Source organism: Paenibacillus sp. J45TS6 (assembly GCF_018403285.1).
Lineage (GTDB): Bacteria > Bacillota > Bacilli > Paenibacillales > Paenibacillaceae > Paenibacillus.
The window spans coordinates 307,816-332,984 of record NZ_BOSJ01000003.1 but is presented as its reverse complement, the minus strand read 5'-3'; the positions used below and the strand labels follow the sequence as shown (position 1 = coordinate 332,984).

General features: G+C 41.7%; 22 protein-coding genes and 1 other annotated feature. Of the genes, 7 read left to right on the top strand and 15 right to left on the bottom strand.

From position 1 onward, the window contains the following. The first annotated feature begins 86 nt into the window (after window positions 1-86). Window positions 87-656: a hypothetical protein gene (locus KJS58_RS06645; RefSeq protein ID WP_213531585.1), complete on the top strand. Its 570-nt coding sequence runs from the start codon at window positions 87-89 to the stop codon at window positions 654-656. A gap of 179 nt (window positions 657-835) precedes the next feature. Here the strand turns inward: KJS58_RS06645 and KJS58_RS06640 are convergent, their stop codons facing one another. The 5 genes from KJS58_RS06640 to KJS58_RS06620 form a co-directional block, all read right to left on the bottom strand. After that, window positions 836-2,167 (bottom strand): FtsW/RodA/SpoVE family cell cycle protein, encoded by a 1,332-nt coding sequence (locus KJS58_RS06640; protein WP_213531583.1) that lies wholly within the window; start codon window positions 2,165-2,167, stop codon window positions 836-838. Window position 2,168: 1 nt separating this feature from the next. Beyond that, a complete protein-coding gene (locus KJS58_RS06635; RefSeq protein WP_191799695.1) occupies window positions 2,169-2,498 on the bottom strand; it encodes a PadR family transcriptional regulator in 330 nt (109 codons plus the stop codon). A 200-nt stretch (window positions 2,499-2,698) separates the two neighbouring features. After that, window positions 2,699-3,067 (bottom strand): ribosomal maturation YjgA family protein, encoded by a 369-nt coding sequence (locus KJS58_RS06630; RefSeq protein WP_213531582.1) that lies wholly within the window; start codon window positions 3,065-3,067, stop codon window positions 2,699-2,701. A gap of 104 nt (window positions 3,068-3,171) precedes the next feature. Continuing rightward, window positions 3,172-4,401 carry an aminotransferase class I/II-fold pyridoxal phosphate-dependent enzyme gene (locus KJS58_RS06625; RefSeq protein WP_213531581.1) on the bottom strand — a complete coding sequence of 410 codons (1,230 nt, stop codon included), beginning with the start codon at window positions 4,399-4,401 and terminating at the stop codon, window positions 3,172-3,174. Window positions 4,402-4,458: 57 nt separating this feature from the next. After that, on the bottom strand, window positions 4,459-5,619 hold the full coding sequence (locus KJS58_RS06620) for a glycoside hydrolase family 88 protein (RefSeq protein WP_249716969.1): 1,161 nt from the start codon (window positions 5,617-5,619) through the stop codon (window positions 4,459-4,461). 289 nt (window positions 5,620-5,908) lie between these two features. On the opposite strand from KJS58_RS06620, the gene KJS58_RS06615 reads away from it, so the two are divergent. Further along, entirely contained in the window at window positions 5,909-6,025 is a 117-nt protein-coding gene (locus KJS58_RS06615; protein ID WP_213531580.1) for a YjcZ family sporulation protein, read from the top strand. 102 nt (window positions 6,026-6,127) lie between these two features. Here KJS58_RS06615 and KJS58_RS06610 read toward each other — a convergent pair whose 3' ends face one another. From KJS58_RS06610 to KJS58_RS06590, 5 genes are all read right to left on the bottom strand, one after another. Beyond that, on the bottom strand, window positions 6,128-6,844 hold the full coding sequence (locus KJS58_RS06610) for a DUF421 domain-containing protein (protein WP_213531579.1): 717 nt from the start codon (window positions 6,842-6,844) through the stop codon (window positions 6,128-6,130). A 144-nt stretch (window positions 6,845-6,988) separates the two neighbouring features. Next, a complete protein-coding gene (locus KJS58_RS06605) occupies window positions 6,989-9,328 on the bottom strand; it encodes a stalk domain-containing protein (RefSeq protein ID WP_213531578.1) in 2,340 nt (779 codons plus the stop codon). A 209-nt stretch (window positions 9,329-9,537) separates the two neighbouring features. Further along, window positions 9,538-11,001, bottom strand: coding sequence for a carboxylesterase/lipase family protein (locus KJS58_RS06600; protein ID WP_213531577.1), 1,464 nt, complete (start codon window positions 10,999-11,001; stop codon window positions 9,538-9,540). A 62-nt stretch (window positions 11,002-11,063) separates the two neighbouring features. Beyond that, on the bottom strand, window positions 11,064-11,594 hold the full coding sequence (locus tag KJS58_RS06595) for a DinB family protein (RefSeq protein WP_213531576.1): 531 nt from the start codon (window positions 11,592-11,594) through the stop codon (window positions 11,064-11,066). 36 nt (window positions 11,595-11,630) lie between these two features. Beyond that, complete coding sequence (locus KJS58_RS06590; RefSeq protein ID WP_213531574.1) at window positions 11,631-12,125, bottom strand: GrpB family protein; 495 nt, start codon at window positions 12,123-12,125, stop codon at window positions 11,631-11,633. 179 nt (window positions 12,126-12,304) lie between these two features. Here KJS58_RS06590 and KJS58_RS06585 point away from each other — a divergent pair, with 179 nt between their 5' ends. Beyond that, window positions 12,305-13,495, top strand: coding sequence for an FtsW/RodA/SpoVE family cell cycle protein (locus KJS58_RS06585; protein ID WP_213531571.1), 1,191 nt, complete (start codon window positions 12,305-12,307; stop codon window positions 13,493-13,495). 61 nt (window positions 13,496-13,556) lie between these two features. On the opposite strand, the gene KJS58_RS06580 is transcribed toward KJS58_RS06585, so the two are convergent. Continuing rightward, window positions 13,557-14,477 (bottom strand): LysR family transcriptional regulator, encoded by a 921-nt coding sequence (locus KJS58_RS06580; protein ID WP_213531569.1) that lies wholly within the window; start codon window positions 14,475-14,477, stop codon window positions 13,557-13,559. Between the two features lie 150 nt (window positions 14,478-14,627). Between KJS58_RS06580 and KJS58_RS06575 the strand changes: the two genes are divergently transcribed. After that, window positions 14,628-15,380, top strand: coding sequence for an SDR family NAD(P)-dependent oxidoreductase (locus tag KJS58_RS06575; protein ID WP_213531567.1), 753 nt, complete (start codon window positions 14,628-14,630; stop codon window positions 15,378-15,380). Window positions 15,381-15,527: 147 nt separating this feature from the next. Here KJS58_RS06575 and KJS58_RS06570 read toward each other — a convergent pair whose 3' ends face one another. Then, window positions 15,528-17,084: a 2-isopropylmalate synthase gene (locus KJS58_RS06570; RefSeq protein ID WP_213531565.1), complete on the bottom strand. Its 1,557-nt coding sequence runs from the start codon at window positions 17,082-17,084 to the stop codon at window positions 15,528-15,530. 100 nt (window positions 17,085-17,184) lie between these two features. Beyond that, window positions 17,185-17,436, bottom strand: a binding site (T-box leader). 51 nt (window positions 17,437-17,487) lie between these two features. Continuing rightward, the gene (locus tag KJS58_RS06565; RefSeq protein WP_213531812.1) at window positions 17,488-18,876 is read right to left on the bottom strand and encodes an MATE family efflux transporter; all 1,389 of its coding nucleotides are present in this window, start codon (window positions 18,874-18,876) and stop codon (window positions 17,488-17,490) included. Window positions 18,877-19,031: 155 nt separating this feature from the next. Here KJS58_RS06565 and KJS58_RS06560 point away from each other — a divergent pair, with 155 nt between their 5' ends. Further along, window positions 19,032-20,048 (top strand): AraC family transcriptional regulator, encoded by a 1,017-nt coding sequence (locus KJS58_RS06560; RefSeq protein ID WP_213531563.1) that lies wholly within the window; start codon window positions 19,032-19,034, stop codon window positions 20,046-20,048. Here KJS58_RS06560 and KJS58_RS06555 read toward each other — a convergent pair. Beyond that, the gene (locus KJS58_RS06555; RefSeq protein WP_213531562.1) at window positions 19,963-20,859 is read right to left on the bottom strand and encodes a hypothetical protein; all 897 of its coding nucleotides are present in this window, start codon (window positions 20,857-20,859) and stop codon (window positions 19,963-19,965) included. The two genes, KJS58_RS06560 and KJS58_RS06555, sit on opposite strands and share 86 nt — an antisense overlap. Before the next feature lie 166 nt (window positions 20,860-21,025). On the opposite strand from KJS58_RS06555, the gene KJS58_RS06550 reads away from it, so the two are divergent. Both KJS58_RS06550 and KJS58_RS06545 read left to right on the top strand, forming a co-directional pair. Continuing rightward, on the top strand, window positions 21,026-21,733 hold the full coding sequence (locus KJS58_RS06550; RefSeq protein ID WP_213531560.1) for a FadR/GntR family transcriptional regulator: 708 nt from the start codon (window positions 21,026-21,028) through the stop codon (window positions 21,731-21,733). Further along, on the top strand, window positions 21,720-22,940 hold the full coding sequence (locus tag KJS58_RS06545; protein WP_213531558.1) for a CynX/NimT family MFS transporter: 1,221 nt from the start codon (window positions 21,720-21,722) through the stop codon (window positions 22,938-22,940). The genes KJS58_RS06550 and KJS58_RS06545 overlap by 14 nt, the downstream gene beginning before the upstream one ends. A gap of 95 nt (window positions 22,941-23,035) precedes the next feature. Here the strand turns inward: KJS58_RS06545 and KJS58_RS06540 are convergent, their stop codons facing one another. Further along, window positions 23,036-25,072 carry a catalase gene (locus KJS58_RS06540; protein WP_213531556.1) on the bottom strand — a complete coding sequence of 679 codons (2,037 nt, stop codon included), beginning with the start codon at window positions 25,070-25,072 and terminating at the stop codon, window positions 23,036-23,038. Between the last annotated feature and the right edge of the window lie 97 nt (window positions 25,073-25,169).

The following is a 25,169-nucleotide window of genomic DNA, read 5'->3' as shown; positions in this document are numbered from 1 at the left end:
ATAACTTCTGGAATTTATTGTTTAACATTAAGGAATCGCTTAAGATGTTTTATATGACAACCAAGACTACTAAAAGGAGTTTATTTATGAAATTAAGAAAGTTGCTTAAGCCCAGTTACATTCTTTGTATGATTTTATTTTACATCACAGCCGTCTTTGGCGGTATTTTTACTGTGATCGATCACGTCTTTCATCTGTGGTTCCCAGATCATCCGATTACTTTGTTTTTAGGACCGTTTGAACCTGTGTTCTCTTATGTAAATCTTTACTTTTACGAGCATCCCGAACTTTATAGCAGCACCTCTTTTCTTACCCTATCTTTTCTTAGCAGTATTTCTTTAATGGGATGGGCACTCCTTTTTCTTTGGTATATCAGCAGATTGATAAAGAATATTGATAAAAAAGGGCTTTTTAAAAAAGTGAATGTATCCATCCTTTATAAACTTGGAGTAGCGACTCTGATTCTAGGAACTATATCTTTTAATCTAGATAGTTATCTTCTTAAGCAAGCATTACAAGAGCTCGAGATTGTAAATGCCGATCTTATACTAGAAGATTTCCCTTATTTCGATGGTCTTTTTAGTGCAGTCGGGTTCTTTATCTTTGCCTTTGCTTTGAACAAAGCGATTCTTGTCATCGAAGGAAAAGAACAATAGGACGATTTAATCAATTCAATTTCATTACATAATAAAGATTCCAGAAATAACTTGCTTCTAGAAGAAGAAAAAAGTGAAATCGAAAGTACGATTTCACTTTTTCTTCTTCTATTTGTTTATATGCGAGAAAGATTCTATCACTTTTGAAACTAACGGTAAATCAGCGACTCCCAAATATTTTATAATTTAGATGAAGAAAGATGGCTAGAAGCAAATTCAGCCGTAGGAATCATATTTTTTCTGCGATATATAGATAGAACTAGTCCAATAGCTGATAAGTCAAGCCACTGATTCGTTCCTCCATAGCCGATGAAGGGTAATTCCATGCCTACAAACGGAAGAAATCCAAATGACATAAGTATAGGCCATGCAAATCTTATCGTAAAAAAGAACAACACGACACAAATAAGTTGCCTGCCGTATGATTCTTTGACTTTGGATAGTAACTGTACTAAATATCCAAGGAACAATCCGATCAGAATAATGGTGATGAGGCCAAAAATCCAGCCAAAACAGTATATCAAATAAGGAAATAAAGAATCGCTTTGAACATAACCAAGTCCGGGATTACTGGAAGCAAATCCTTGTCCAAACCATCCTGCTGATCGGATTGCCTCCATTGATTTCATCTGAAGATAGGCATTATCCTCTATCGGTTGCAGAAATTGCATGAATCTTTCCTTGATTGTATTGAAATGAGGCATTGTAAAATACAACAAAGCTACAGTAGGAATCATGGTAACGATGGCAAACTGTTTTACATTTCTTTTGGTGAGCCACATCAACATCATATACAAAGTCATGTACATTATACCGCCGTAAAGTACAGAATTGCCTATATAAGTGAGAATTAATAGAGGGATAACTACTCGATAAAAAGTGTGCAGGATGGTATGGATCCAGTTCATTTCTTTTATCGGCTTCATTCCCGCAAGTGCCAACAAGAGCAATATAACAGAGCTGTATAACATATTTATAGAGAAAGGACCTAGTATCACATAACCCTTAACACCATTAATCATAGGACTATTTATTAAGATAAATGCATTCATAAATAGTAGAAGAAAAAAAACTTGGTCTGAATATTTCTTCAGCTTCTGATAATCAAAGAAATAAAAACACACAAGAAATATGATTCCAATCCCCATTTGCAGTGTCTTTCTAGCCGTCAAATCAGGAATAGGAGATGAACCCGATACGTCAATACTGACTGCTCCAATAACTCCAATTAATGATATGGTCGCAACAATAAGGGCAATCCTCCAATTGAGCACTGGTTTATGGGTTTCATTCATGCTTTTCCCAATCACATCGGGAGATCCCATTTCTTCGATAGCCTTATGTATCGCAGTTTCTTTCGAACTGCCTCGGAGCTGCAATTCCTCTATCCGATCCTCGATATGATTCGTAAGTTCCTCTCGGATTTCAGGGTGCATCTTTTTGACCTTAATATGGCGGCATACTTGATCCAAAAATTGCTGAACCACTTCATTCTCTTCACTGTTCTGCACGTTATCCTCTCTCCCCTATTACAGTATCGACTGCTGTACGAAACCGAATCCATTCTTTCTTCTTTTCCTGAAGTTTTCTCTTTCCCTCATCTGTAATCTGATAGTATTTTCGTTTACGCCCATCCTGCTGACTCCAGTAAGCGTTAAGCAGACCTTCTGACTCGAGGGTGTGGAGAATAGGGTATAGAGTCCCTTCTTTCATGACAAACACCTGATCCGACTTGTTTTCAATTTCTTTGATCAACTCATATCCATACATTTCTCGTTCATTTAGCACAGTGAGCAGCAGAATTACTGTACTCCCCTTAAGGAGCTCCTTATTTACAGACATTTTCACATCCCCTTTTCATACCTCGTAAATCTATGTATCGTAAATCTATGTATATAGTACAACTAATTTCTACCTTAAACAAGAATAAATTCCTTTTATTTCATATTTTTGAAAATGAAAAAAGCGACTGGTATAGTACCGATCGCTTTTCTCGTCGTATGTATGCTTACATTAATAAATTAATTCTATCTCCATTGTTGCTAGTTATACCGGACAATACGGCGTTCTATAATACCGGTTATTACGTAAGATACCAGAATTGCAGAAGTGTAGGCAATGAGATCCAGGACACCGAAAACACCATGTCCTAGAATCAGCTGAAGGAACCTATTTTCACGGAGCTCATTGATCCAAGGAGCATGAACTAACTGAGTAAATTCTATGAAATAACAGAATAATAAAGGAATAATGAATTGATATCTACGAGGAACATTCAAAAAAACGAAGGAGAACAAAAAGAAAATGAGCGCTGCCCATAAAAAATCACCCATAAAGGGCACTTTTGATCTGAGTAGAAGCCCTAATAAAATAATGAATACACAAGTAATTCCCAAGATGATTCTTTTCATATGCTTACCCCTTTCTGTCTATTCATAATAACGCAGTACTTCAAGTAAAGTTTTACATTAGATAAGAAAAGAATCCTGTCACCAGGATTCTCATGATCAAGCAATTAGCAATAACTGCGAATAAATTCCCCAATTCTTCTTGCTGCTTCCTCCAGACGCTCTTGTTCTTGCACAAGTGCAATTCGTACATAACCGTCGCCTTCACTGCCAAATGCATCACCAGGTATGACAGTCACCCCGCTGTGAAGTAATAATGCTTTAGCAAATGATCTTGAATTCCATACCCCTGGTTTCCCGCGAAACGGTTCAGGGAGCGCTGCCCACAAAAACATCGTCGCACATGGTTTTTTAATATTCCAACCTTCTTTTGCAAGTAAATCAACGAATAGATTACGGCGGGCTTCATATAGCGGGGCTGGCCCTGTATAATCTTCTCCCTCTGCGATGGCTTGTTCCAAGGCTGTGACCGCAGCTTGCTGAATCGGTTCAAATACACCATAATCGATATTTTCCTTGAGGATCCTTAAAGACTGGATCGCTTGTTCATTACCAGCGAGAAAAGCAATCCGGCAGCCTGCCATTTGAAAACTTTTGGAAAAGGAATGGAATTCCACAGCAGTTTTGGCGGCACCCGGTATACTTAATATACTCATCGGGCGATAACCATCGAATCCCATTTCGGAGTAGGCCATATCATGTACAATGAGAACGTTCCACTTGCTCGCTTTAGCGATTAATTTTTCGAAATACTCCTGCGACGCAGCAGATGCTATCGGGTTCCCAGGGAAACTCAGCAGTATAAAGACCGCCTCTGCCCATATCTCATCAGGTATCGCATCCAAATCCGGCATAAACTGATTGTCTTCCTTAAGCGGAATTTCGTAAGCTCTTACTCCCGCAATAGCAAGTGATCCAGAATAAATGGGATACCCTGGATTTGGGACCATCGCTAAGTCCCCGGGATTACAGATGGCCTGAGCCAGATGAGCTAGACCATCTTGTGAGCCCATCAGCGATATAATTTCGGTCTGCGAATTTAGATCAACTTGAAATCGGTGATTCATCCACTTCGCCACAGTAGTAAGGAATATTTCACTTCCACTCGATTTGGGGTACGCATAGCTTCCCTCTTTCAACACTTCCCTGCTTAGGGTCTCACGTATAAAAGAGGAAGGCCCCTGATCAGGGCTGCCTATTCCAAGATCAATCAAGTCTTTTCCATTTGCTTTCGCTTCTTCTTTCCAGCTTGCCACTTCTGCAAATATGGATGAGCCTAAATGATCTAATTTGGCAGCACGCCAAGATCTATTTGTATACTCTGTATGTATTGTCATGATGAGTCCACCTTTATTTTCTTATTTATTACGAACCCTGCTCCCTTATTCTGAACCCTACTCCCAGAAAATCTGATGATTCCCACGCAGTCTAGCAAGACCTTCCACATAGAAATAATCACCGTAGATTAATGGGACATCTACATTTTGTTTTTCGGGATAATGGCTCGTACCGTGCATAATCAAACCTTCTTCCTCGGGATGATCAAATGCTCCATAGTTTTTGTAGAGTGACTCTAGAATCCGCTCCCCTGCCTGCCGGTAAACTGCCCTTTCCCACTCAGGAACAAGTGTTGATAAAAGTAAAAGTCCGCTAGCTGCACATGCTCCAGCAGAAGAATCTTTGATGTGTCTGGTATCTTCCGGTGCTCGAAAATCCCAAGCAGGTACAGAATCATCAGGCAGTTGTGATAAAAAGAAGTGTGCCGTTTGTTTGGATGCATTCAAATAGGCTTCATTACCGGTATGATGATAGGCAAGAGCTAGACCGTACAAAGCCCAAGCGTTTCCTCTTGACCACGCCGAATCCGGTGCATATCCTTGACCCCCGAGATATTCTGCTACTTCTCCTGTATCTGGATCAAACCGAACGATATGACGGACCGACCCATCAGGCCGAATAAAATGCGATAGGACGGTATTCATATGTGCATTAGCTACATGAGCATACCTTGGATCTCCACTCTCCCTAGAAGCCCAGTACAGTAAAGGTACATTCATCGCACAATCGATAATCGCAAGTCCAGAGTTTATCTCCCCCGGTGTCCATGGGTTCCACGCTCTTATGTAATTCCCTTTGAGGTTAAATCTACCCATTAAGTAATTAGCCGCTTTAAAAGCCCTGCGCCGAGATTCTTCACCGCCATGCAGTTTATAATTCGCTAGACTTGTAAGTGTCCATATAAATCCCATATCATGATCCAGCCGCTCATAGCCATCAAGTACCTTGTCCAGATGATTCTCACATTGTTCTGCAATGTTGCGAAACTGCTGTTCTCCGCTGCCTTCATACAGAACCCATAACATACCAGGCCAAAATCCAGCAGTCCACCATGCAGGTTCTTCTAACACGTAAGCCCCTTGATGACTGGCATGTGGAAAATTCGCACCGATTCGCTCCGAGGTGATGAGTACTTTCTTAACCGCTTGTTGAAAAGCCTGATCCTTCCAACATGTAACCTGTTCAGAAATATGCTGATCTTTGGGCTCAAGGGACAAGTATGATCCACTCCTTCAATTTTAAAATTGTGGTTCACAAGCAAAATATTGTATTACCCCAAATTCTACCATGGATTATTAAAAAATACCGACACTATTTGCCGATTTCAAATCTTTTATGCTTTTCAAATGAAACTCGGGGTAGATCTACAACGTGTCAGCGATTTGTTTTATCGTAGATGAATTACTTAGGAATAATGATCTATTCTTTCTCACTTATGACAAACGTGCAATCGCATGATTCGGTTCACGCATAAGATAGATTAGAAACAAGGAGGGGGTGAACTACATGAGTGAAGCATATGGAAACTACGAAGGATATGGAAACAACAAATCTAACGTAGCAGCGATTCTTGTTCTGTTCATTTTGCTCGTTATCATCGCTAAAGCTTTTAAAAGTTACTAATTGATGCATGAAACGGATTAAATCATGTAATCAATAAAAATCCAAGGAGCTTACGATCAAAGATGCATGTCATCTTGGTCGTAAGCTCCTATTTATCATGTACTAGAACGAAATTTCGTGTTTTTTCCCATTACCACTTTGATAATGATCTATTACCTGAACTTCTCCATCCTCTGTCCATTCCGCATAAAATACAGAATCAATCGTATGGTAACCTTGCTTAGCTAGTTCTGTAAGCAGCCATTTTTCGTCCCGGTGAATTGCGGCTAGAGCTTCTCTGTTTGGCTTACTATTTACAATAAGGGTCCGAGGAAGTTGAACAGGTTTCGTATCCAGTCCCAGGTCATTTCGGCTGGACTGATCGGAATCTGACTTTTTCAAAATACTGAGCGAACCGTTTGTTTCATACACGGCATATGCAACCTCACTTAATGAGAAAACATTTTGTTGTCTCATCATCATTTTTAATTCTTCAAACTCCACTTTATTACGCTTCATGGCTTCCATATCAATCTCACCATTCTTGATTAACAAGTCCGGATTCCCTTCAAATTTTTCACGCAAAGGTTTACTGTATCCCATAATCTTGTCAAATACATAAGATAACAGCGCCCATATAGCTAGAGAGAAGATAAGCTTCCATACGGAAACTTCTTCATCATATATGGTATCTCCTACGAGGTCTCCAAATACGAGAGCCGATATAAAATCAAAAGGAGACAATTGTGTAATTTCTCTTTTTCCTAATAATCTCGTTGCTGCCCATAATGCTGTAAAAGCGGTAATGAGTTTAATCAAGAGGAGACCATATTCATCCACGTACTACACCTCATTTACTGGTACCTATTTCACCTCTATTACCCATTAGTAAGGCAGTGATATCATTAACCTGCTCCTCAGGATTCATTCCATAACAAAAAGCCGTCTCCTATACAGGATAGAAGACGACTCTGATCAACGCATTTATTTTTTTGGCATTTGTGTAAACAGCAAGTTAACAGGAAGATTACTTCCTGGTGCTGCCGTCAGTAGAATTTCTACTTTTTGCTCATAGTCACCTGTGCGGTAGAGTACGGCTTGCTCATTAGGAGCACTAACTTGACCTTTCGAATAGATCGCTGTTATATCTCCATTAACCATTGCATAACCAGAATACTTTCCTCCGCGCGGATTAAAAGAGATTAGTGTATTTGGCGCTACACGGTCAAGTGTGATTTTGTATAGTACACCAAAATTACCTGAGTTAGAAGCTTCTACACCGAGCATCGGGTCCATACCTGCCAGGTTTGGATCATCTTGATTGTCTCCGAGAGCAAGACGCATTGACGTCGCTCCTACCGGTTCCGAATAACGAATAACGCGGGTGGAATTAGGGTAGGTACCCCGGTTATGAACGCCATCACGATCCAGGATAGGAAGTTTCTCTAGCACAGTTAATGGATCTAGTTTCTCATCAATCATGATTACATCGTATTGGATTGAATAATCACTGCTCATGTCCGAGAACAACGAGATTACGCCGCCTTGTTTCATGACAGACTTACTTAGCTCCGTCATGACAAGTTTGCTTTCGCCTGGAGCAAGTGTTATTGATGAACGTTTGCTTCCATCTTGCATGGACTCAAAATAACGTTCAACAGATGATTTCCCAGCAGCTGTCGCAATGGGGCTTGGCCCTGCAAATCCAAGGTTTTCTGTTTTAATCGTTGCTTCTGTGAAGTTCGTATTGGTTGCAACTACGTACATCTTCACATTCTTGCCTGTATTGTTCACATGGTGAATCATGAAGCGTGTGTTACCAGCTGCCGTTTCTTGATATACAATCCCTTCCGAATTCACGGTTTCCGGGCTGTTACTACGGATCAGAGTACTTGGTTCATCGCTAAATGTATACGGAACTTTAGACCAAGTTGGAACCGCTGAACCATCAAATACGAATTTTTCGCCGGCTGGCAAGAACATGCGATTAAATTCATCTTGTGAATAAAGCGTCTCACTTGTTACAACAATGGTTTTTTCGAAAGTAGCGGTTTGTCCGCTATCGTCAGTTACCGTCAGGCTGATATTTTTAGGACCTGGTGTAAAGAACGCATAAGCGTTGTTATTCCAATCATGTTTTACAATTTTACCGTCATCCGTACTTTGATCGGTGATCGTAATGAGTTCACCCATTTTGTACTCTTCTTTATCTGTTGTAAACATAGCTACTGGGGGAAGATTAGGCTGTTTAACTTCAATGGTCACTGTATAAGGATCGCTCCACGTACCATTTGAATCCTGTACAGAATAGGAAACATCATACTTTCCAGCAGAAGCAAACACTTCCTGTTTTCCTTCCCAACGCTCGTCAACAATAGACAGCCCTTGCGGAGAAGAAGATTCTGTACTGTATGTAACTTCCGTTTGCCCCGCCATAATCTCACCCGGCTGAATCGTGAACTTAGCAACAGGTTTGGTTGCCAGATCCATAATGACTTTCTTACCTATATTATCGACTTTATATTTAATGTCCAAGGCTGCTGTAATCGCAGTCAGAGGAACCATAAACGTATTTTTCGTCTGATAGGAAGTACCTTTCATCGTTTTCGTCACGCCATTTACCGTGTATTTGCTGCTGTCTGTCTTGAACCGCAGTTCATTCACACCGCTGACAATGACCGTTTCCTTCGTCTTTTTATCATAGCTTACTTTATACCCTACACGGTCCACTAGAGCGCGAATCGGAACATAGGATACTCCTTTTTTAACTTGCATAGGCTGAGGAGCATTGTACGTGACTCCACCTTGTTCCATTTTTGTACTGTTAAAATAAAGAACCAAATCCGTTGGTGTTGCAGTTTTAGCCGCGTTAGTCGCTGGTTTTGATTCCGCAGACTCTTCGCTTGGTGCTGTCTTCACATTAGGTGTGGCTGTTACTTCGCCTGTAACTTCATCCGTTTTTTCATTCGTCACAGTTGTCTCGTTTGTTGATTTAGTAACTCCTGTTGCTGGTTCTGCAGATGATGCAGGTTCTTTTTCTTCAGAGATCGTAGCGGCTTTTGATGTTTTTGAATCCGTTGCTGTTTCTTTTTCAGTTGCTGTTTCTACTGACTCTGTTGCCACTTTGTTTTCCGTTTCTTGTTTCGTTACACGTGTTTGCGGTGCGTTTTGACCTTCTTCTGCTGCATTTTCCACTCCGTATACTTCCTGAGCAACGACCTGCTGAGCAGTAGAAGTAGCCGCTTCCTGTGCGCTCACCGGGACTGCTGTTGCCACTTGGGACAAAGCTAGAACGGTCAGCATAGATAATTTCTTCAGTTTCATGCTTAGACTCCTTTTGATTCTATTTTCTATTCTCTTCGAATTCGTCTACTATTAGACGCTTAATCCTTGAAAAAGTTTCTAATGAAATGGGATAAAACTATAATAAGTGATAAAATGTTCCAAATAGTGAGAAGATTTCTCTTTTTTTCGCTAGACTCACAATAAATAACCCCTTAATGAGATTGACTCATCAAGGGGCTATTTTTAGATCATAATCCTAAACGTATTCTTTTTTCTTGATTCGGATCTTGAATCATTTCAATATTCGTACCAAAGATCATCGTTGCTCTATGTTCTATTGAGTATGGAGGCCACTCATGACCTCCTGGGACGGGAACTTCTCCTTTTGCAAATGCAATCCATGCGTCTTGCATAGTAGAAGCAAGCTGCTGCATTGAATCATTCGGCGTAATTCCCATCGAGGTAAAAAACTGCAGATTATGAAATACAAAAGCAATTTCACCTGCATGGATCGCTTTATTTAACAGCGGATGACCTTCAAGAGTCCAATCGAAGCGGTACATAAATACCGGTGCGTATTTAGACTGAGCAGCAGCGAACTGCACGGAGGAACGCCAAAAGAAAAGATCTGTCATTAACTGTGCCTGTCCATCTGTTGACTTTGGATACTGGGAGACGATTTCATGCCCATTAGGTACACCTGTCATCATTTCCATCGCTCGCACAATATCACCATCGTTCATGATCTCTGATTCTGGACGGATAAATAGTGCTCCTTCGTCAAGGTTGGTTCCAATAAGGAGCCGAACGTCACTTGCATCGCCATCTTTAATTGCTTGAACAGGTGATTTTGGAAGGGTAGATTGATCCACCACAGGCTGGAATAACAAGGCAAGACCTGCACCTGTCTGCTCTTTAAAGCGTTCTCCTGCAGCAAGGATTTGTTCAGCAGGCAGGGTTTTCAGTTTGTGAACCTCGTCTGAACCGATTCCTAGCATCTGCAGCATACCAGCTGTAACCTGGGCAGCTTGTTCTGCTGGTATATGCTGAGAAGCGCCGCTTTGCATAATGGCCTGTTGGAAGAGCCCTTTTGCTTTTGGCATCGCCATAAGAGCAGCAATACTCATACTTCCTGCCGATTCACCAAATACAGTCACTGCGCCGGGGTCTCCTCCAAAACCATCTATATTCTCTTGCACCCATTCCAATGCGGCAATTTGATCAAGCAGTCCCGCGTTCGAAATAAATGATTCACCAAGCGGTGATAAGTGCATAAATCCAAAAGGTCCCAGTCGATAATTCATTGTGACAACAATAACTTCGCCGCGTTTCACAAATTGGGTTGCATCGTAGAACGAGGTGCTGCCAGATCCGCTGACGAATGCACCTCCGTGAATCCATACCATAACCGGAAGCTTTTGTTCCGCTACTTGTTCTGGAGCCCACACATTCAGATAAAGACAGTCTTCAGATTCTTTCGGCTCATATCCTGGAGTCTGAAATAATCCCCCTTCTGTTCTTGGCTGTATACACTCCGGTCCAAATTGATCAGCTTCCTTGACACCTTCCCAGGAATCAGGCCGCTCGGGAGCTTCAAAACGCAGTTCATTCACGGGCGGTCTCGCATAAGGAATTCCCTTCCATACAGCCACTCCATTTATGTTCTGTCCCTTTAACGCACCATATCTTGTATTTACTTGCAACTCTCTCATCTCGTATCCTTCCTTCCTGATGTCCGTTTCTCCAAACGTTTGCTATAACGAATATACAATTCTTATTGATGCGCTTTACGAATTCTTTGCAATTGACCAATATGTCTTATTTCATGAATGGCAATAAAATGGGCCCACTGATTCGCATTTAATTCAAAACCGACCGGATGAGGAAATTTCAAATCATTCGTATTTCTTTCGGCCAGCTGATGAATTATTTTCTTCGATTCCGCTCGAATTTCATTCAGTTGATCCAACGCTTGATCATAGCTTAGTTGACCGCTTGGTTTTGCTAATGCAGGTGCTTCCATCTTTTTATCGATCAAACCGCTCTCTTTAACAATATCCATGACATCCGTTTTCTTTTCATGTAATGGTTCTGAAGGCATGATCGGTTCAGTAGCAAGTGCTTGTTTCAACTGATGCTGAATCATGCCTTCTATTTTACCCAAATGCTCTACAATTTCCGTGACATTCCAGCCGCTCTCCACTTCCTTTAACTCTTTCTCATTGGGACCAAAAGAATCTAGAACTTCAAGCAGTTGATTTCTTACACCGTCCATGTAAGGGATGATTTCATTAAATTGTACCATGTTGTAGTCCTCCTACTATGTCTACATTCTCAATTATTACATGCTTCTATATTCTGGTGTTTTCTTTAACTGATCAAAAAAATGACGTTGGGCTTCTCGGTAACTCTCCAAATCTTTTCCCTCATAGGAAGCTTTCAGTTCATCATATTGATCTCGGTATCCTTCATTAATTAACAATACATCACGGAATTTATGAAATACATCATGTTTGGTATGACATACGGTTAACTGAACACCTAATGGCAGGATTGTCTCCTTTGTATAAAAGGAACGAAAAGAAGCCGTTTGTTCTCCTTTTTCATCGACCGGGTATAAAGATTCCAGCACACGAACTGCTTCATCAAAGTCTTCTTGCTTTACTCGAACCTGAATATCGACATCTCCTTTCGTCAGGGTGCCGGGAATTGCTGAGCTTCCTACATGATGAATATCTGCATGTGCAAGAAGTTCCTTTAGCTTTTTACTTTCCTGCAAAAATAGTTCTGTCGCCTGGTCATGATATTTATTTCTTGCGAAAGATACGATTTCCATAACGCTTCCTCTCCTTATGTATAAAGTAGGGATGAATGACCATCCATTTAAACCGAAGTGCTGTCTTTCAAACATTCGAAATCAGAATGAAAACTCCTTCCGGGTTGGTAAATAAAACGTTATTCATCTATAATTTAGTGAGATGTAGCATTAAATTAACAAAGGAGTGATTCATTTACATGTTGCAAAAACTAAAAAAGATAGATTCCACAATCATCTGGATCCTTTGTTTTTTCATGCTCGCCAGCATTCTTTTAATACATAGCGGGATTCAATATAGCCCAGAAAAATTTGCCGGGTCCGAAATGAAAATGGTGATTTATTACCTACTTAGTTTTGCGGCTTTACTTGTGACTGCGTTGTTTCACTACAAGCTCATATTGAAATATTATTGGTATATCTACGGAGCAGGAATACTGCTGCTTGTGTATGTCTCGTTTTTCGGCAAGGTGATCAACGGCTCCAGGGGCTGGATCTCTATCCCTCATTTATTTAATGTGCAACCCGCCGAAGTCTTTAAAATTATACTGATCATTACGCTTGGCGGTATCTTAATGAAACAGAACAAGAAACTCACCTTCTGGAGAAATATCATCCCCCTTTCGCTTGTCACCCTTCTTCCATTTGCATTAGTCATGAAAACAAATGATATGGGAAATGCACTTAGCTATCTTGTCATCTTAATCGGGATGCTATGGATCGGGGACATCAAGAACAGACATGCACTTATTATACTTCTGCTCATCGCTGTTCTTTCTGTCGGTGGAATCAAGTCATATATTACCTTTCATGATCAAATTACTACCTATCTTTCTAATACGGAAAAAGGGCACTGGCTCGATCGAATCGATCCGTGGCTTTTGCCTGAAGAAGCAGGCAAAGATGCTTCTTACCATACAAGAAATGCGAAAATCGCGATTGCGTCTGGCGGTTTATTAGGAAAGGGGTATATGCAAGGGACGATGGTTCAGACTGGTTATGTTCCTTATACCTACTCTGATTCGATTATCGTCGTCGCTGCGGAAGAGTTTGGGTTTCTAGGTGTATCTCTTTTGTTATTTCTCTATTTCATACTTATATACCGGCTCATCTATATCGCACTTGAATGTAAAAATAAAGCCGGTCCTATTTTAATTGTGGGTATTGTTGCTATGTTCATCTATCAAATTTTTGAGAACGTCGGCATGTTTATCGGACTTATGCCTTTAACGGGGATTACTTTGCCTTTTCTTAGCTTTGGGGGTTCTTCTCTGCTCATTAATATGCTCTGTATAGGTGTCGTACTGAGTATCAAAGTGAATGATGAAGTAATCGATGATATGTTGCCAAGCACGGAGAGCTTGCAGCTAAATAAAAGAACTGTCTTATAGGGTGGTTTCAGGGCGGTAGACAAACTAGCTTACACTAGTTTGCTTATCGTCTTTTTTTATTTTACAAGCTTTCGTTACGTTCATGAAAACGATATTGATTTGCCAACCGATTCAAGAAAGCAGATACTTGCTTTGGGATGTTTCTCCTGTTCGGCTGTACCCATCCTACATAAGAGGAGACGGAAGTTTGGATTGCAAGCGGTAAGACTACAATATCACTGCTGGACATATGCGCATGTTTACCAAATGACAAATCAAATCCAATCGTAATTGCCACATTTTCTCGAACCAATTTCGAAATGACCGAAGTCTGATTCGTTGAAAATAACAGTTGACCTTTTCCATAATTCTGCTGGAGATCTTCGTAAAATTTCAGCAGCAGATCATCTTTATATAAAACAATTTGATGCTTCAAAATCTCTTCTGGGGTAATCGAACCCTGTAAGGCAAGGGGAGAGCGTTTGCTAACTCCTACGACCATTTCTTGCTGAATCAGCTTACCGAATAATAAGGATTTATGCTGATGTCTCAGCTCTTCTTCAAATATAATCAGTCCCACATCAAAACGTCTTTCATTCATTTCCTGAATGATATCATTCGTACTCATCTCACATAGTTCAAGCGTAACTCCGGGAAATTGTTTCTTAAAATCAATAATTGCATCGGTGTAGATCAGTGTCGGAAGCGGAATGGTCGCTATTCTAATAACACCTGTAAGCTGTTCCGGTTGAACCTCAGCCTCTTGCTTCAGTTCATCCAATGCTTCAAGCACCTTATATGCTTTGGATAAAATACGTCTTCCATCTTCGGTAGGGACCGCCCCCGCTCGCGATCTTTTAAATATAGGGAACCCCAGTTCATTCTCCAGACTCGTAATCGCCTGACTAACCGCAGATAGCGTAACATTACATGATTCAGATGCTTTGGTGAGCGATCCTGTTCTGGCTGTCTCTGTTATATACAAGAGTTGATCCATGTTCATAGATCTCCCCTCCTTTAGTTAACTTATTCTTACTTTCACTTAAAATACTTTAAATATAGTTAATGATAAAACGAGTATATACTAAATGTAAGTTAAACAGAAGCAATGATTCATATCACAAATAAGTAGTTCACATAGGAGGATTTTATCATGAGTAATGAAAAAAGAGTTGCTGTTATTACAGGCGGAGCAAGTGGAATTGGCCGCGAAACAAGCCTCATTTTCGCAAGAAAAGGCGCTCGTGTTATTGTTGCAGATTATAATGAAGCAGGCGGTAAAGAAACCGTTGCTTTGATCGAGAAAAATGGCGGCGAAGCTGCTTTTATTCAAGTTGACGTGTCTAATTATGAAAGTGTAGAAGCGCTTGTGGAGCAAACTGTACAACAATACGGACGTATTGATGTCATGTTCAATAATGCGGGAATTGGTCTGCCTACCCCCGTTGCTGCTCTTGACTGGGATACCTACCATCGCGTCATTAATGTGAACCAACACGGAGTAGCTCACGGAATTATCGCAGCCAGCAAAAAAATGAGAGAACTTGGTACCAAAGGGGTAATTATTAATACGGCTTCGGTATATGGATTCCTTGCATCGCCAGGATCTTTCGCTTACCATGCTACCAAAGGTGCTGTCATTATGATGAGTAAATCGGCTGCACTAGAACTAGCGCAGTATGATATTCGTGTTGTTGCGGTTGCTCCAGGTGTGGTAGACACTCCTATTATTCAAGGATACAAAGATCTAGGTATGGCGGATGAGATGGCTCATAAAGTTATGGGCGGCAAACTGACTCAACCGGAAGCCGTAGCTAAAACCGTTTACCTTGTATCTCTAGAAGAAGCGGAAGCGATTAACGGCAGTGTAGTAATGGCTGACCAAGGTTATGCTTCCTTTAAATAGGTTTTCGCGGAATCAAAAGCAACTAACGGTATTATGAAATGGATTCAGCACATTAAATGAATCAAAAAAAGATGACCTCAGTATATTTCCGAGAGTCATCTTTTTTGATCGTTATTTTGATGATAATGAGATGAAGTTCATGAATTGTTATTGTTCCACCAGGTCTTCCGTAAGCTCCATCTGATCCAAGATCACTGCATTAATCCCATTAATATATGCGATCGCACTGGCCTTAATGATATCCGTATCCATCGCACGCCCTGTGTACGTCTTTCCATCACATGAGATCTGCAAATGCACTCGTCCGACCGCTTCTTTCCCTCTGGATATACTATTTATTTTGTAGTGGGTCAGCTGAACATCCAGATCCGTTAACGTTTTAATGACACTATAAAGCGCATCAATCGGCCCGTCACCGATGGAGCTTCCTCTGAGGACATCATCTCCCTTTTTCAGTTCTACACTGGCCGTTGGATACTGATCGTTCGTGACCACTTGAAAGGATGCCAATTCATATAAGTGTCCTCTTGACTGTGGCTGGTTTAAATGTTCGGTCACCAGATAAAATACATCATGGTCGTACACTTCTTTTTTGGCATCGGCCAGGGTAATGAACTTTTCAAATAAAAATTCAAATTCTTCTGTACTCGAAACGCTGAACCCCATACGTTCCACTGCATTTTTAAATGCATGCCGTCCCGATCTTGCTGTAAGGATGAGCTCCATTTTTTCTCCGCCCACTTCTTCAGGTGACATGATCTCATATACATTCTTATCTTTGAGCAAACCGTCCTGATGAATTCCAGAGGAGTGAGCAAAAGCATTATCCCCCGTAATCGCCTTATTCACTTGGACATCCAGCCCTGTTAAATGCGTCAATAGCCGGGAAGTCTGCAAAATTTCTTTCGTCTGTATTCGGGTCGTACAGCCGTAAAAGTTCTCTCTTACCTTTAGCCCCATGACGACTTCTTCTAGAGAGGTATTCCCTGCACGTTCACCGAGTCCATTAATGGTACACTCTACTTTTTCCGCCCCGTTCTTAATGGCACTCAGCGTATTTGCCGTCGCCATCCCCAAATCATTATGACAATGAACACTTAGTATCACTTTATCGTTTAGATTCTTAAGGCGTTCATTAATTCTTCTTACCAAATCACCAAACTCTTCAGGAACGGCGTATCCAACGGTATCTGGAACGTTAATAATTGTCGCACCAGCTTTCACTACTGCCTCAATCGTTCTCCACAAATATTCAAAATCAGACCGAGAAGCATCCTCCGTCGAATACTGTACCTCGGGAAGCAGCGTCTTCGCATATTTCACCGCATCTACTCCCATCTGCATGACGGCATCCTCTGATCGAGCGAATTTTTTCTCGAGATGAATATTAGAAGTTCCAAGCACGATATGAATGAACGGATTCTGTGCCAGCTTAATACTTTCATAAACGGCATCAATATCACTTTTCACCGCTCTTGCGAGAGCCGTTATTGAGATTTGATCTCCTACTTTTTTCGCGATTTGTTGAACCGCATGAAAATCTCCTTGAGAAGAAGCGGGAAAACCTGCCTCGATCATATCTACATTTAACCGTTTCAGCTGTTGTGCAAATTCAATTTTCTGCAAGGTGTTTAGTTTCGCTCCAGGAACTTGTTCTCCATCTCTCAGGGTCGTATCTAGTACCAATACATTGCGATTTGTCATGTAAACTTCCTCCTCACGGAAAATAAGAATGTAATTCATTTTATGTAAACACGAGGCTTGCTAAACCCGGAATTTAGCAAACAAAAAACCCCGTCTCTGCTATAGAGACGAGGTTAACCCGCGGTACCACTCTAATTCGTTTCTTACCCCTACAGATGTACGGATAGGAAACAATCTTTGTTCGATGGCGAAGACCATCTATCCTTGTAACGGCGGAATCCCGGCGAACCCTACTATATTCAGGCAGCTGTTCATAGACGAGTTCAAAGTGGTAACTGCTGCCGTATTCACACCTGCCAACGGCTCTCTGAAAGAGTTCCTCACTTCTACTATTTCTAATCAGCACATTTGAATTTTCAATTGGTTAAATGGATTATATTGGTATTCATTTCCTTTGTCAACCTTAAATTACTACGACAGGTTCTACCGACACCCCATCAGGCTTTTGCTGTTCTGCCGCTTCTGCTTTTCGTAAATACTTCTGACCCCGCCACCTCACATAAGACAAAATCCCTCTTAAGTACTCATCCACAATCATACAAGAATAGATACCGATCAGACCAAAACCTAGATGAATCCCAAGTACATATGACATTCCTGTAGCAATGATCCACATGGACCCGAGCGAGATATACATGGTGAATCTCGTATCACCAATCGCATTAAGCGAGTTACCAAGTGCCATATTCAGCATTTTGCCAGGCTGAAGAATGAGGTTCATCCCAAGCAAGGATGCACCAATCGCGATAATCGTCTGATCATCCGTAAAGAGTCCGAGAAGCTGTCTTCCAAATAGATAAAGAATTAGCGCATTCACAACCACATAGATCGCCCCGACACCCAGTGCACGGTAGGCACTCCGGTAAGCTTCCCGGACTCGGCCAGCTCCGAAGAGATGCGCTATTTGGATCTGTGCTGCCATTGCGATCGATGACCCAAGCAGAAAACAGAACGATTCAAGCGTATTCATATAGGTCCGCGCCGCTAGTTCTGCCGCACCAAGTGTGGCGATGTAGGAGTAAATAATAAGCTGAGAAAACACCCAACAAGACATATTAACGCCAAGCGGCCATCCAATCTTCAGTATTTCACCGAATAAAGGCCGATTAAATACGGTTAGTTCCCGCCACTTGATCCGGTATTCAAAGGACCGTAAGAACATTAGGAGAAGCAAAATGACTGCGAGTAAGCGACTTGCAACAGTAGAAATAGCTACGCCCGTCAAGCCCCACTGTGGAAATCCAAACGCTCCAAAAATGAAAGCATAATTCAAAAACACATGAATCACATTCATCCCAAGTGCGACATACATGGGTCCTTTCGTATTCCCTGTATTCCGTATGACAGTGCTCATTGTGGCCATCATCGCAATCAAGATCATGCCTCCGCCAACAATCGAGATATAGATACCTGCCAGCGGCAGTAAATGCTCCGGTAATTGTAATGCCATTGCAATTCTTTGCGGAGATGCAACAAGGATTACACTGCATACCGCTCCAAGGATGGTCGTTACCGTGAACGCCATGATTCCAATGACACGGGCATCCATCTTTTTATGCGATCCCAGCTTCTGAGCGATCAGTATTCCTGCTCCGCTGGCCACCGTTGTGAACAGAACCGTCATCGCTTGAAACAGTTGATTGGAAAATCCAACAACGGCTACTGCGTCATCCGAAATACGACTGACCATTAATGTATCTACTGCTCCAAGCAAAAACTGTAGAAACAGCTCAATAAAAATAGGCCAAGCCAGCACCCACAGGGTGAATTTTTTGGTATTCATATCTAGTATTCCAACCTCCGATGAGAAAGTGGCGCTATAAGTAAAATGACGAATACAGCGCGTTAACTTTTCAAATTATAGTTGGTATAATGGATTTATAATATCATTTTATGAACTCATACTTATAAATTTGAAACCTCAATTCGATTTGAAAGGTTATACCTATGACAACTTTACATTTTACGGTCCCTCCTCTTCCGGAGTACATCATAAGCGGTCTGTGCGAGGCACCTTATGCAGGCAAACAGCCTAATCGAAAGAATTTCGGCATCTTCGATCTGCTTGTTGTCGTCAGCGGTCAACTTGATGTGATGGAGAACGGCGAACCGTACCAAGTTGAATCTGGGTTGTATCTTATTCTACGACCGGATGCTCATCATTATGGGACGAAGGATTGTTCTGCAGATACAACCTACTACTGGCTGCATTTTAAGACGAGCGGAGAATGGGGCATCGACAAGTCACTGATGTTTCAGAAGGAGGATGCAATTGAGCTGCAGTTTATGATTCCCAACTATTTTACGATTGAAATCCCTCAGTTCGGTCGTTTGACGCAAATGCAGCGCACGATCGAATTATTAGATACGCTCACAGGACTTGTACAAAACGGGCATCAGACAAGAGCGCTGTGGAATCAGCAAGTTCTTTTTCAAGAACTCATTCAGCTGCTTGCCGCAACAGGCGTACATCCTTCCGCTTCTCCTTCTTTAGCCTGTGCTGAGAAAGCAGCCAGTTATTTGCGGTCACACTACCGGGATGAATTCAAAGCTCATACTATGGGTCTGAACATTAATTTCCATCCGGTATATATTGCTCGCTGTATGCAAAAAGAGTATGGCTGTTCTCCAGTAGAGTACTTACAGCGGTACCGAATTGAACAGGCCAAGCTTTTACTAGTACAAACCGATTACAGTATCAGCCGTGTTGCAGAAAAAGTCGGATTTAATCAAGCTGCTTATTTCACTTCTTGCTTTACCAAGCAGGAGAACATCTCTCCGCGGAGATATCGTCAGCAGTTTTTTATGAATAAAAAAGCGCATCCCCTTGTTCTTAAGGGGGGCGCTTTTCTCTTGACTTTTTCTGTTGACATTTTGATTATTCATGTTCCAGTTCAATCGTGTTTAAACTCGCATAAACATGCGGTACAAAACCTTCCGATGGTTCACCTACTGGAATTGTGATGATAAAAACGAAATCATTTCCGTCTAGTTCCTTCACAATATATTGACGTGATGTTCCGCTCTTTTCTTCCTTTGCAGTTAGAAATAGGCTGGCATCCTTCATTGCTTCAGGTCTCTTCTCTTCAGATACGACCTCTACCTCTCCATACTCAGCAAGGGCTCGCGTTCCTTGCTCCTTCTGTTCCTGGAGCTGAATATCAGCAGGCAGTTTCTCGATCTGGACTGCATAATTCGGATCAACGTCCATCGTGAGCAGTCCTGTTTCCGGATTGAACGTGAAAATATCAAAAACATAAAAGGAATAACCGTCCGCAGCAGAGATGATACTTGCTTCCTTCTGTTCAGTCATCCCTTCTAACGTAAGCGTTAGCTCTTGTGTAGCGGGACGACTTTCGGAATTGTCATCCTCTTCGTTAGGTAATGTCCCAACGCTTGTCCCTGTTTTAACTATCTCGACAAGTACCCGCTGCTTCAAGGTATCTTCTCCTTCAATCGGTTTCTCTTCATATTTTAAAGAAACGGTATCATTCTCCTGAAGAATAGAGATCTCTTCCATCAGCGATTCGCCAAATTGATACGCCTCTGCTTCCCCATTCTCAAGAATGACTTCAATGGTATGCGAATCTGCGAGTCCTGTAAATGTTCCGCTGGCTTCCTTCACGATCACTTCTGGTTCAGTTGGTCGATTGTTTTCCTGATCGGTTCCAGGTTCTGTTGATGGTCCGCTTGCTCCATTCTGCCCGCAAGCTGCCAGTATAAGTACCAAGATAGTAATGAGCACAGCGGTGCCTTTTTTCATCTTTTTTCTCATCAGAACACCTCCTTATTTATGTAAACGCTTCGAACCCTACATGAGTTGCGTAAGATTCACCTTATTTTTCATAAAGAGAACCATTTCCGTTTTTATCCTTTTCTTTTTCCTCCTCGGACAGCTATAATATCAAAGGGCCAAACATCCTACGTTTGGAGGTACAGAAATGAATTTACGTAAAACAACGAAGCGTTCGCTGACCGAACAGATTGTAGACCAATTGGAACAATTAATTGAAACGGGAGAATGGCCTCTCGGATCAAAGATTCCCCCTGAACCCGAACTGATGGGTCAATTGGAAGTTAGCCGAAATACGCTTAGAGAAGCGATTAAGGCCTTAACCCATGCGGGACTTTTGAAAACGAGGCAAGGCGATGGAACCTATGTTTCTGCATCTAGTTCCCTTGGTCCCGTATTACAGAAAAGAGTGAACAGAACGGATTATATTCAATCTCTCGAAGTACGCCACGCTTTGGAGCGAGAAGCGGCCTATCTCGCAGCGAATAACCGAACCGAGTCCGACATAGAACAAATCAGGCTATGTTTTCAGTGTCAGAATGAAGCGATACAAAATGGACAGTATGAAGATTTTGCGGATTGGGATGTAGCGTTTCATAAGGCGATTGTTGCAGCAAGCAAGAATGGTCTTCTAATGGACCTCTATGAACATATTACGGATGCCCTCAAAGAGATGGTAACTAAAATAACCGCAAAGACAGGCGACGCCTACTACAGTAAAGACACGCATGAACAACTGTTAAACGCAATTGTAGAACAAGATCAGGTACGAGCAGTAGATGCTGTCCATCATTACATCGAAGAATCTAAACAACATTTTATACAATTTGGAGGCAGCATGAATGAAATCAATTGAAAAATCCGCTGTAACGCAGCGGCAATGGAGAATAAGCGAAAGCTTTATTCTTGTAATAGCCCTTCTTTTAGTAGGAGCAAATTTACGTGCTCCCATTACTTCCATCGGACCATTGCTTGGTTCTATTAAAGAAAGTACAGGGATATCGAACACATTAGCCGGTATGATTACCACTGTACCCTTACTTGCTTTTGCTGTACTTTCCCCATTTGCTTCAAAACTTTCACGCCGATTCGGCATGGAACGGGTTATTTTTTGTGCCTTGTTATTCATTGCGCTTGGGGCCATAGGACGCACCTTATTTGGCGCTGGATCCCTTTTTGCAGGTACGATACTCGTTGGACTTGGCATCGCCGTATGTAATGTTCTCTTACCGAGTCTGGTGAAGCAGGAATTCCCGAATAAAGTAGGAGTTATGACTGGTGCCTATACACTGTCAATGAATATATGCGGTGCTCTCGCTTCTGGAATCAGCATCCCGCTTGCTGTGCAGCTTGGAATCGGCTGGAAAGGTGCTCTTGTTTGCTGGGTCATCCTTACCGTTCTTGCCCTGGCGACCTGGCTGCCTCGGATGAGATCGGCCCGGCTAAGTGCAGCTACCTCAGCTTCTTACCGATCTCAGGTGAACATGTGGAAGTCACCGCTCGCTTGGCAGATCACCTTCTTCATGGGACTGCAATCTTTTATTTTTTATAATATTGTATCCTGGCTGCCAGAGATCCTTATGGACCGCGGCATGGTAGCGGACACGGCCGGGTGGATGTTATCACTCACCCAATTTTCGATGATGCCATTTACTTTTCTGGTTCCGATCTTGGCTAGCCGAATGAAAAGCCAAACTCCACTTGTATACGTTACTTTCTCGCTGTATACGGTTGGAATTTTAGGACTTATTTTTGGAAGTACCGCCCTCGTTCCTCTCTGGGTTTCCCTGATTGGAATTGCCGGTTCCTTCTCTTTTGGTCTAGTAATGATGTTTTTCAATCTTCGTACAAAAACAGCAGGTGAAGCAGCCGAATTATCAGGTATGGCGCAGTCCGTTGGTTATCTTATGGCAGCTGTCGGTCCTATGATGTTTGGTTACCTGCATGATCTGACTGCAAGCTGGACGATTCCGCTGTTCTTATTGTTCGCAGCAAGTATCTTAATTTTCATCTGCGGACTTGGGGCAGCAAAAAACAGATTTATCAGTGAATCAAATTCATAAATTGACTACTTATAAATCATAATTTTATGTATAGAAAGAGGGTCTTCCTGTATTCAGGAAAGACCCTCTTTCTTCACTTTTTTTCTAGAATGAGCTTAGTAACGATCCCAGAAGCGCTGTTTTGCCATGGCTTCGGTAAATACTTTTGAGAAAACTTTTGCTGAATGGTTAGTAACTACGCCTGGTTTACCGACGATGCCGAGTTCCTGGAGCAACTTCTCGCCTAATGGTGAACTTCCAATCGGTTTAAAATGATTATAAGATTCCACAATAAATGCCCTCGCCCGGTTATTAAAATATGGATCAGCATTCTCACTTCCTACTAGGTAAAGACCATCATAAAGTACAGGAGATGTCGTTAAAAAACTTGCATTGACTACCCACTGGTCTCCCTTATCATCACGAATCATGCCATTTCTAACACTGATGATCACCGGTTTCAATCCATTTTTAATTAACATTTCTAATACTTCTCTTGTTTCTTCACCTGCAAACCCTTCATCAACGAGCACACCTACTTTTAAGGTATTCGGAAGATAACGGGTGTTCATCATACTCAGTGCGGGGCTCGATTCAGTCACTGTAGATTCGGGAACATCTGCCGGTTGTAAAGTTAAATTCTCCCCCACGCGTGTAGCCAGTACCCGATCAATATGAGCAAGCATGTTCACCAGTTTTTGCCGAATTTCGATCGAGTTCACTTTTCCAAGTTCAAAAGAGTAAGCGTCAATAATGTGGTGTTTTTCTACGGGACTCATACTATTCCAAAACAATTTAGCTTGTGAAAAATGATCTTCAAAACTAGGGGCTGTAGCTCTTACTTTATACCCGTGTACTAATGATGGGTAAGTTACAAAACCTCCTTTTGTTCCAGGGACCGTGTAGGGTGTATTATTCGCGAGTGAATTGTTATGATAGGCTACTTTCCCTTGGTCGATTACATACCTGGCATTACCGTCTCTTTGGTTATTATGAACGGGACAAACCGGTCTATTAATCGGAAGTTGCTGAAAATTCGTCCCAACCCGGTAAATTTGTGTATCTGTGTAGGATAACAATCTTCCTTGTAATAAAGGGTCGTTCGTAAAATCAATTCCGCGGACGATATTTCCTGGGTGTAAAGCAACTTGCTCCGTTTCTGCAAAAACATTATCTACATTTCGATTAAGCGTCATCTTTCCGATTTTACGTACCGGAACGAGTTCCTCAGGCCACAATTTTGTAGCGTCAAGGATATCAAAGGTGAATTTATACTCATCCTCTTCTTCAATGACCTGAATGCCTAGTTCCCATTCTGGATAGTTTCCTGCTTCAATATTCTCCCACAAGTCTCTGCGATGGAAGTCAGGGTCAACACCCCCAATCTTTTGCGCCTCATCCCATAGGAGAGAATGAAGACCCAGCAGCGGTTTCCAGTGAAATTTTACAAATCGTGATTTTCCATGTTTATTAACGAGCCGAAACGTATGTACTCCAAACCCTTCGATCATGCGGAAACTGCGAGGAATCGTTCGATCCGACATAATCCAGAGGGTCATCGCTGCCGACTCTTGATTCGAAGTAACAAAGTCCCAAAACGTATCATGTGCAGTCTGTCCTTGCGGTATCTCATTATCCGGTTCTGGCTTTACGGCATGGATCAGATCCGGAAATTTAATACTATCCTGAATAAAAAAGATCGGAATATTATTGCCTACCAGATCAAAATTTCCTTCTTCTGTGTAAAATTTAGTTGCAAAACCGCGCACATCACGGTCTGTTTCATTCGCTCCTCTCGATCCTGCAACTTGTGAAAACCTTAGAAAAACAGGTGTTTTCAAGCTGGGATCTTGCAGAAAATGAGCCATTGTTAATTCCTCTTGAGATTCATATACCTGAAAAATACCATGTGCTCCGTATCCCCGGGCATGGACAACACGTTCGGGAATTCGCTCACGGTCAAAATGAGCAAGCTTCTCCCGAAACAAAAAATCTTCAAGCAGGGTAGGTCCGCGGTCTCCTGCTTTTAGCGAATTTTCATCATCTGAAATCTTAATTCCTTCATTTGAAGTTAGCGGTTTATCCGTATTATCTCGTATAAAAGATTTCAATTGTTCTGTTTTTTTATTTTCATTGTTAAACGGTTCGTTCATGTTATCACCTCATCATTATACTTACGATGACGGTAACAGTTTCATTACTAGAGCTTCTATGCCATCCACTTTCTTCTTTGCTTAGCAAAAATAAAAA